A 7,631-nucleotide genomic window follows, 5' to 3' on the forward strand; every position below is an offset into this window, starting at 1 on the left:
ACTCCCTGACCAGTCATATTCTGGATTCGTCCCTCTTTAAACATAGGCAATGGGGGCGAAAACTGGAAGTATAAACCCGCAACCGGCCATCTCTTTCTGCGGGCACCGGCCGTCAGCCGTTGCCCTGCCTCGGCTGTTGCGCCATGGTTTCAAAGCCGATCTGGGCAAACCGCGACAACAGAGGTTCCGGAAGATCGTGCCCCATGCCGTCAATCATCTCAACGCGGGCATGAGGCATCAGGTATCCCAACTGCTCCGCAGCCACCGGCCGCACCAGCGGGTCGGCCTTGCCATGAATCACGGATACCGGCACCCGTATGCGACGCGTGGCTGATGACAGGCTTCCAGTGGCGAGAATGGCACGGGTCTGGCGGAGAATGCCGGCGGGATGATAGCTGCGCCGGAACTCCCGTACGATCCGGTCCCTCACTTCCTGTTCGCGAGGTGGGTAGCCCGGACTCTGAATCGCTCTCCAGAACTCCAGGGAGCGTGCGACAACTGCGGCTTCATCATGCCCCTTCGCGCCAATACCTGCCAGGCGCCAGATCAGCTTTGATTTTGGCATTGGCAGGCGCGGGCTGTTGGTGGAGGTCATGATAAGGGTTGCCGAGCGCACGCGTTCGGGGCGATTCGCAGCCACCAGCTGGCTGATCATGCCGCCCATGGAAACACCCACCAGGTGAGCGCTGGTCAGGCTGAGGGCGTCCATCACCTTACAGACATCGTCCGCCATGTCATGCAGGGTATAGGGCGCGGCGATCGGCAGGCCCATCCGGTGCCTTGCCATGACCGCAACCGGATGACCCTCCAGGCGATCCTTCAGGTGCGATGACAGCCCGATGTCGCGGTTATCAAACCGGATTACCCGAAAGCCTTCACGAACATACTGGTCCAGCAACGCCTCCGGCCAGAGCGTCATCTGCGCCCCCAATCCCATCACAAAGATCACCGGCTCCCCGGCGGGATCTCCCCGGGTTTCCACACAGAACGACAGCTCGCCTGCCTGGACGTGAAGGGTCTCGGGCATGGCGTTGACCGACGTATCGGCAGAACTCCAATCAGAGTGGCTTAGGGTTTCCGGCATTGAGGGACTCCTGAGATAACCAGTCCACAGCTTAACCCGAGAGGCTACGAATCCAATAGCTTTGCAGACCCACGTCGCGTCAGAACAGCTAATTCTTTGCAGCGAATATTTACAGATAAAAATAAGTATATAAACTCAATGAGTTATACGCTTCCGCCGAGCTCAGATCTGTACTACTCAGATCCATATCGCCGGTGTCGCGGAAGCTCCTCAATACCAAGGCACAAACACAGGGAGATTCCCATGGAAGCCTTTGAGTCGTTTATTAGCAGCATTAACGCACTGGTCTGGGGCCCGCCCATGCTGGTGATGATTCTTGGTGTCGGCCTGTTTCTGAGCATTGGCCTGAAGCTGATGCCGGTATTAAAACTGCGAGCCGGTTTCCAACTGATGTGGAAAGGCCGTACCGGGGCCGAATCAGAGGGCGAGATTCCTCCATTTCAGGCCCTGATGACCGCACTGTCGGCCACCGTCGGTACCGGTAATATCGCCGGCGTTGCCACCGCGGTTTTCCTGGGCGGGCCAGGAGCCCTGTTCTGGATGTGGCTGACCGCCCTGGTCGGGATGGCGACCAAATATTCGGAAGCGGTACTGGCGGTACGGTTCCGGGAAGTGGACGAACGCGGCGCCTACACGGGTGGCCCGATGTACTACATTCGCAACGGCCTGGGCAAAAAGTGGGCCTGGCTGGGTGTGCTGTTTGCCATCTTCGCGGCGGTGGCCGCGTTTGGCATTGGTAACACGGTGCAGGCCAACTCGGTGGCCGATGTTCTGGAAACCAACTTCAACCTGCCGCACTGGGTGACCGGCCTTGTGTTGATGGTACTGGTAGGCCTTGTGCTGATCGGTGGCATCAAACGCATCGGGCAGGTGGCGAGCACGTTGGTGCCCTCTATGGCCATCGCCTATATCCTGGTTGGCCTGATGGTACTGGCCATTAACGCCGAGCAGATTCCGAACGCTATCGCCATGGTGTTTACACACGCGTTCAGCCCGGTTGCCGCCGAAGGTGGCTTTGCCGGCGCCGCCGTCTGGGCCGCTGTCCGCTTTGGTGTGGCCCGCGGCATTTTCTCCAATGAGGCCGGTCTCGGTTCCGCCCCTATCGCTCACGCGGCAGCCCAAACCAAGAACCCGATCAACCAGGGCATGGTCGCCATGCTGGGCACGTTCATCGACACGATCATCGTGTGCAGCATCACCGGCCTTGTCATCATCAGCTCTGGCGCCTGGACGTCAGGTGAGACCGGTGCGGCACTGACCTCACTGGCCTTTGAAACCGGACTGCCCGGGTTTGGCAATTACGTTGTCGCCATCTCCCTGGCGATTTTTGCCTTTACCACGATTATCGGTTGGTCGTTTTACGGCGAACGCTGCATTGAGTTCCTGTTCGGCGTCAAAGCCATCGTGCCGTACCGCGTGATCTGGATACTGGCGATACCGGTCGGTGCCACCATCAACCTTGGCCTGATCTGGCTGATCGCCGACACGCTCAACGCCATGATGGCGCTGCCAAACCTCGTGGCCTTGCTGCTACTGAGCCCGGTGGTGTTCAAGCTCACCCGTGAGCATTTCGAGAAAGAGCGGTCAGTCGGCGTTAGCTGATACGTAAGTGGAGTCGGATGAGGCAAATCAAGACCCCTTGGTTTTCTCCCATCCGCCTCCACTGTTTATCGTATAGACTGAATTTTGTGCCGGCGCTTCGTCTGGCCGGGCTTTCGTATCATCAAAGGAGGAAACGCGATGAGTTTACGTCTGGGAGATACCGCACCGGATTTTGAGCAGGATTCCAGTGAAGGCAGGATCGACTTTCACCAATGGCTGGGCAACAGCTGGGGCATACTGTTCTCGCACCCTGCCGATTTTACGCCAGTGTGCACCACCGAGCTCGGCCTGACGGCCAAGCTGAAAGACGAATTCGCCAAGCGTGACGTCAAGGCAATCGCTCTGAGTGTGGACCCGGTCGATTCCCACAAGGATTGGATCAAGGACATCAACGAAACCCAGGGTTGTGCCGTTAACTTTCCGATCATTGCCGACCACGATCGCAAGGTGTCTAACCTTTACGACATGATCCACCCCAGCGCCAGTGAGACGCTGACCGTGCGATCGCTGTTCGTGATCGACCCGAATAAGAAAATCCGCTTGATGATCACCTACCCGGCCAGCACCGGTCGCAACTTCAACGAAGTGCTGCGGGTTGTAGACTCGCTGCAGATGACCGACATTCACAAAGTGGCAACACCAGGTAACTGGGAACCCGGCGGCGATGTGGTGATCGTGCCGTCCCTGCAGGATGAGGATGAAATAAAAGAACGTTTCCCGAAAGGCTATCGGGCGGTGAAGTCCTACCTGCGGATGACGCCGGACCCGGGATCGAACTGGAGTGGCGATTAAGCGCTGAACGCGCAATCCGCTGAAACGAAAAAGCCGGGCTGATGCCCGGCTTTTTTATGCCTATCGTTCCTGGCCTCAGAATGCCGGAACCACGGCTCCCTCGTACTGCTTCTTGATAAACGCCTTGACGTCATCCGTTGTCAGCACCTTCGCCAGCTTCTGGATTGCCTCATCGTTGGCGCGGCTTTCATGAGCAACCAGAATGTTCACGTACGGCGATTCAGCCCCCTCAATAACCAGCGCATCTTCCGTCGGATTAAGGCCGGCTTCCAACGCGTAGTTGGTGTTGATGAGCGCCAGATCCACCTGGTTCAGGATACGCGGCAGGGTAGCAGCCTCCAGTTCCTTGAATTCCAGGTCTTTCGGGTTATCAGCGATATCACGCGGCGTAGCGGTGATCTTGCTGCCGTCCTTCAGGGTGATCAGACCGGCTTTTTGCAGCAGAAGCAATGCACGGCCACCGTTGGTGGGATCGTTGGGGATCGCCACTGTGGCCCCGTCTTCAAGCGCTTCCAGAGAGTCGATCCGGCTTGAGTAGGCACCAAACGGCTCAACGTGGACACCCACTACGCTGACCAGGTTGGTACCACGGCCATCGTTGAATTCGTCGAGGTACGGCTGATGCTGGAAGAAGTTCGCGTCCATCCGCTTCTGATCCACCTGCACGTTAGGCTGGACATAATCGGTAAACACCTTCACATCCAGCTCCACGCCCTGCTCCGCCAGCTTGGGCTTAACAAATTCCAGGATCTCGGCGTGAGGTACCGGCGTTGCCGCCACGGAAAGCTTTTCCGCAAGGGCTGCGGAAGAGAATGTCGCAATGGCAGCCACTGCCACCAGGGTCTTTTTGAAGTTCATAAGCACGTTCTCCTGTTGTTTAAAATATCATTCAGACCTCGGAAGCCAGCAAAGACTCCGGGCCCGTGGCGGGAAAGCCCTTCCGAAAACGTGGAGCGCCAGGGATGGCGCGACCGAGCCCTACAGGGACGTATTTACGGGCGTTTTTCGGAAGGGCTTTCCCGCCATGGGCTTGCACCCAAACTGAGCCTATTTGCGGCTGAAATACAGAACGAGACGGTCGCCCGCCATCTGGAGCAATTGTACAAAAATGACCAACAGCGCCACTGTAATCACCATTACGTCAGTCTGGAATCGTTGGTAACCGAAGCGGATCGCCAGGTCGCCAAGACCGCCACCGCCGACTACGCCGGACATGGCAGCGTAGGACACCAACGTAATGGCTGTGACCGTAATACCGGCGATGATGCCCGGCAGGGCCTCCGGCAACAAGGCTCCGAATACAATTTGTTTTACAGTCGCGCCCATGGCCTGGGTAGCCTCGATGATTCCCCTATCCACTTCGCGCAACGACGTTTCGACCAAACGGGCAAAGAAAGGAGCACCGCCGGCCACCAGTGGCGGAATCGCACCAGCCACGCCAAGAGACGTACCGATCAACATCACCGTGAACGGGATCATCACGATCAACAGTATGATAAATGGCACGGAACGTAGCACGTTCACTACGAAGGACAGCACCGCGTAGGCGATGGGCTGCTCCAGCAATTGGCGCTTGCCAAACAGGAACAGCAGCACGCCTACCGGCAGGCCGATCAGCACGCTGAACAGCAGCGACATGCCCACCATCACCAGGGTGTCCCAACTGGCCCAGCCGATCTCGGTCCAGTCCACGTTGCTCAACAGGTCTCCCATCAAGGCTTCCATCAGCGCAGCACCTCCACGTGAACGTCCGCCGCCTCAAAGGCCTGCATGGCGGTATCGAGATTGCCGCCCACCAGCGAGAGGGTCAGCTGGCCGTAGGGCGTGTCCTTGATGTGGTCAATCCGGCCGGAGAGGATACTGAAATCCACGCCGGATTCCCGCGCCACGCTGCCCAGCAGTGGCGTGTAGGTGGATTCGCCACGGAAGGTGAGACGCAGGATGCGGCCTTTGGCGTGCTGCAGGTCCTGCTGCATTTCCTCATGGTCGATGCTTTCGCTCTCGAAGACAAAGTCCCGGGTGGTGGGGTGTTTCGGGTGCAGGAAGACATCACTGACCGCACCCATTTCAACGACTTCGCCGGCATCCATCACCGCTACCCGGTCACAGACACGGCGTACCACGTCCATCTCATGGGTGATCAGTACGATGGTCAGGCCGAGTTCGCGGTTGATGTCCGCCAGCAACTTCAGGACCGATTGGGTGGTTTGCGGGTCGAGGGCGCTGGTGGCTTCGTCGCAAAGCAGGATCGTCGGGCGGCAGGCCAGGGCGCGGGCGATGCCAACACGCTGCTTCTGTCCACCCGAGAGCTGCGATGGGTACTTATTGGCCTGATCCACCAGGCTGACCCGTTTCAGCAACTCGTCCACCCGGTCACGAATCTCGGTGCGGGAATAAATGCCCGCGAGTTTCATGGGGAAGGCAATGTTGTCCGCCACCGTTTTCGAGGACAGCAGATTAAAGTGCTGGAATATCATGCCCACCTTGCGACGGAAGGCCCGTAGCTCGCTGGCGTTGTAGCCGGTGATGTTCTCATCGTCAATCAGGATGCGACCACCGGTGGGTGGCTCCAGCAGATTGATCAGGCGCACGAGGGTGGACTTGCCCGCGCCGGAGTGGCCGACGATGCCAAACACCTCGCCGGTGTCGATGGTCATACTGGTGGGGTGTAGCGCGGGGATCGCCCGCCCACCTACCTGGTAGGACTTCTGTACCTGGTCAAATACAATCACAACGTTGCCTTGTGAACGCTTTGTCAGCGCCTTGTGGGTGCAGAGGTAAAACGCGCGATTATAAACCAAACCGATGGCAAACCCGAATCCGCCACCTTGGTAAATCCCCTTACACCATTTGCCACCTGACACGAAGACCACGACTGAACTAGACTGATTCATTACAAGAACATGACCAACACTCCCGAGGCGCGCGCAATTTTGACCACAAAAACCGAGACTCCGCCCTCAAGGATGAACTCGACCCAGGCATGGGTGACCTACCTCAGCAAAGTGGAACTGCCGGTACTGGCAAACACTCTTCGCAGAATTGGTGAACTGACTGACAGCAGTAACAGCACGGTTAACGAGCTTGCAAACGTTATTCTCAACGACGCCCAGCTCACTTCCCAGGTGCTTCGGCTGTCCAATACGGTGTTCTACAACCAGACTCGCACCCAGGTAAGCACCGTAAGCCGCGCCATCACCCTGATCGGCTTCGACGCCGTGAAGTCCATGGCCATCTCGTCCCTGATCGTGGACTCCCTGCTCAAACGCAACGACCGCCCACACCTGCTTCGCTGCCTGGCCCGCGCCATCCACGCCGCCGTCCAGGCCCGTTGCCTGCTGCCAAAGCGCAACGAGCACGCCCTGGAGGAAGTGTTCATCGGGGCCCTGCTGATGAACATTGGCGAGTTGGCTTTTTGGTCCTGCGAGACCGAGCAGGCCAGTGAACTGGAATCCCGGCTGCGTGAGGGGGAGCCGACACTGGAGGCCCAGAAAGCCGCGCTCCACACCACCTTTACCGAAATTACCCGTGGCCTGGTGGACGCCTGGTCACTCGGCCCCTTTATTCGCGAGGTGGTTGCGCCCGGGCAGGCCAATTCGAAGGCCGCCAGCCTGGTGCGCCACTCCGTTGAGATGGCAAGACTGTCCGAGAATGGCTGGCGCGGCGACGACATGGAAAAGGTCATGGAAGCCCTGGGGCAGGACATCGGAGAGAACCCTGCAGCCGTTCGGGACCAGCTCAAGGTGAATGCCGGAGAAGCCGCGCGGGTCGCGGTGTCGCTGGGCATTCCCCAGGTGACCGCGCTGATGCCTGGCAGCCAGGGCAGCTCCGGCGAGGAGGCGGTGCGCGCACCAGAGGTGGACCCCAACCTGCAGTTACAGATTCTCCGCGATCTTACCCACAGCCTTACCGACAAACCGGACATCAACGAAGTCTGTCAGCTGGTCATCGAGGGCATTCACCGGGCAATCGGCATGCAGCGGGTTGTGTTGCTGATGAGCGACCGCAGCGGGCTTGAACTGGTGCCGCGCAAGCTGGGGGGCAGGGGCACCGAAGCCTGGAAGGACAACTTCACCATCCGCAAGGATGGCACCGGTCCTCTCGGGGCGCTCTTACCCCACGCTGATTGCAGTGTCTATCTGCCAAAATCGAA

The 7,631-nt window shown here is 58.7% G+C and carries 7 protein-coding genes; 3 read left to right on the forward strand and 4 right to left on the reverse strand.

Features of this window, described 5'->3' with window-relative positions:
• Nucleotides 1-112: 112 nt before the first annotated feature.
• Complete coding sequence (locus AXW11_RS06875; protein WP_052479576.1) at nt 113-1,084, reverse strand: alpha/beta fold hydrolase; 972 nt, start codon at nt 1,082-1,084, stop codon at nt 113-115.
• A 243-nt stretch (nt 1,085-1,327) separates the two neighbouring features.
• Between AXW11_RS06875 and AXW11_RS06880 the strand changes: the two genes are divergently transcribed.
• Complete coding sequence (locus AXW11_RS06880) at nt 1,328-2,686, forward strand: alanine/glycine:cation symporter family protein (protein ID WP_041335696.1); 1,359 nt, start codon at nt 1,328-1,330, stop codon at nt 2,684-2,686.
• Between the two features lie 138 nt (nt 2,687-2,824).
• Entirely contained in the window at nt 2,825-3,478 is a 654-nt protein-coding gene (locus AXW11_RS06885; RefSeq protein WP_041335694.1) for a peroxiredoxin, read from the forward strand.
• 75 nt (nt 3,479-3,553) lie between these two features.
• Here AXW11_RS06885 and AXW11_RS06890 read toward each other — a convergent pair whose 3' ends face one another.
• From AXW11_RS06890 to AXW11_RS06900, 3 genes are all read right to left on the reverse strand, one after another.
• On the reverse strand, nt 3,554-4,336 hold the full coding sequence (locus tag AXW11_RS06890; protein ID WP_041335692.1) for a MetQ/NlpA family ABC transporter substrate-binding protein: 783 nt from the start codon (nt 4,334-4,336) through the stop codon (nt 3,554-3,556).
• Between the two features lie 189 nt (nt 4,337-4,525).
• Nucleotides 4,526-5,203, reverse strand: coding sequence for a methionine ABC transporter permease (locus AXW11_RS06895; protein ID WP_007155138.1), 678 nt, complete (start codon nt 5,201-5,203; stop codon nt 4,526-4,528).
• A complete protein-coding gene (locus AXW11_RS06900; RefSeq protein WP_007155139.1) occupies nt 5,203-6,210 on the reverse strand; it encodes a methionine ABC transporter ATP-binding protein in 1,008 nt (335 codons plus the stop codon). The genes AXW11_RS06895 and AXW11_RS06900 overlap by 1 nt, the downstream gene beginning before the upstream one ends.
• A 201-nt stretch (nt 6,211-6,411) precedes the next feature.
• Here AXW11_RS06900 and AXW11_RS06905 point away from each other — a divergent pair.
• On the forward strand, nt 6,412-7,631 hold a 1,220-nt coding region (locus AXW11_RS06905), incomplete at its 3' end, for an HDOD domain-containing protein (protein WP_286792040.1).

Source organism: Marinobacter sp. Hex_13, from assembly GCF_001566815.1.
Lineage (GTDB): Bacteria > Pseudomonadota > Gammaproteobacteria > Pseudomonadales > Oleiphilaceae > Marinobacter > Marinobacter salarius.

Bases quoted from the DNA above. Each gene is read 5' to 3' on its own strand.
- AXW11_RS06885 (WP_041335694.1), top strand. From the start codon at position 2,825: ATGAGTTTACGTCTGGGAGATACCGCACCGGATTTTGAGCAGGATTCC.
- AXW11_RS06890 (WP_041335692.1), bottom strand. From the start codon at position 4,336: ATGAACTTCAAAAAGACCCTGGTGGCAGTGGCTGCCATTGCGACATTC.
- AXW11_RS06895 (WP_007155138.1), bottom strand. From the start codon at position 5,203: ATGGAAGCCTTGATGGGAGACCTGTTGAGCAACGTGGACTGGACCGAG.
- AXW11_RS06875 (WP_052479576.1), bottom strand. From the start codon at position 1,084: ATGCCGGAAACCCTAAGCCACTCTGATTGGAGTTCTGCCGATACGTCG.
- AXW11_RS06880 (WP_041335696.1), top strand. From the start codon at position 1,328: ATGGAAGCCTTTGAGTCGTTTATTAGCAGCATTAACGCACTGGTCTGG.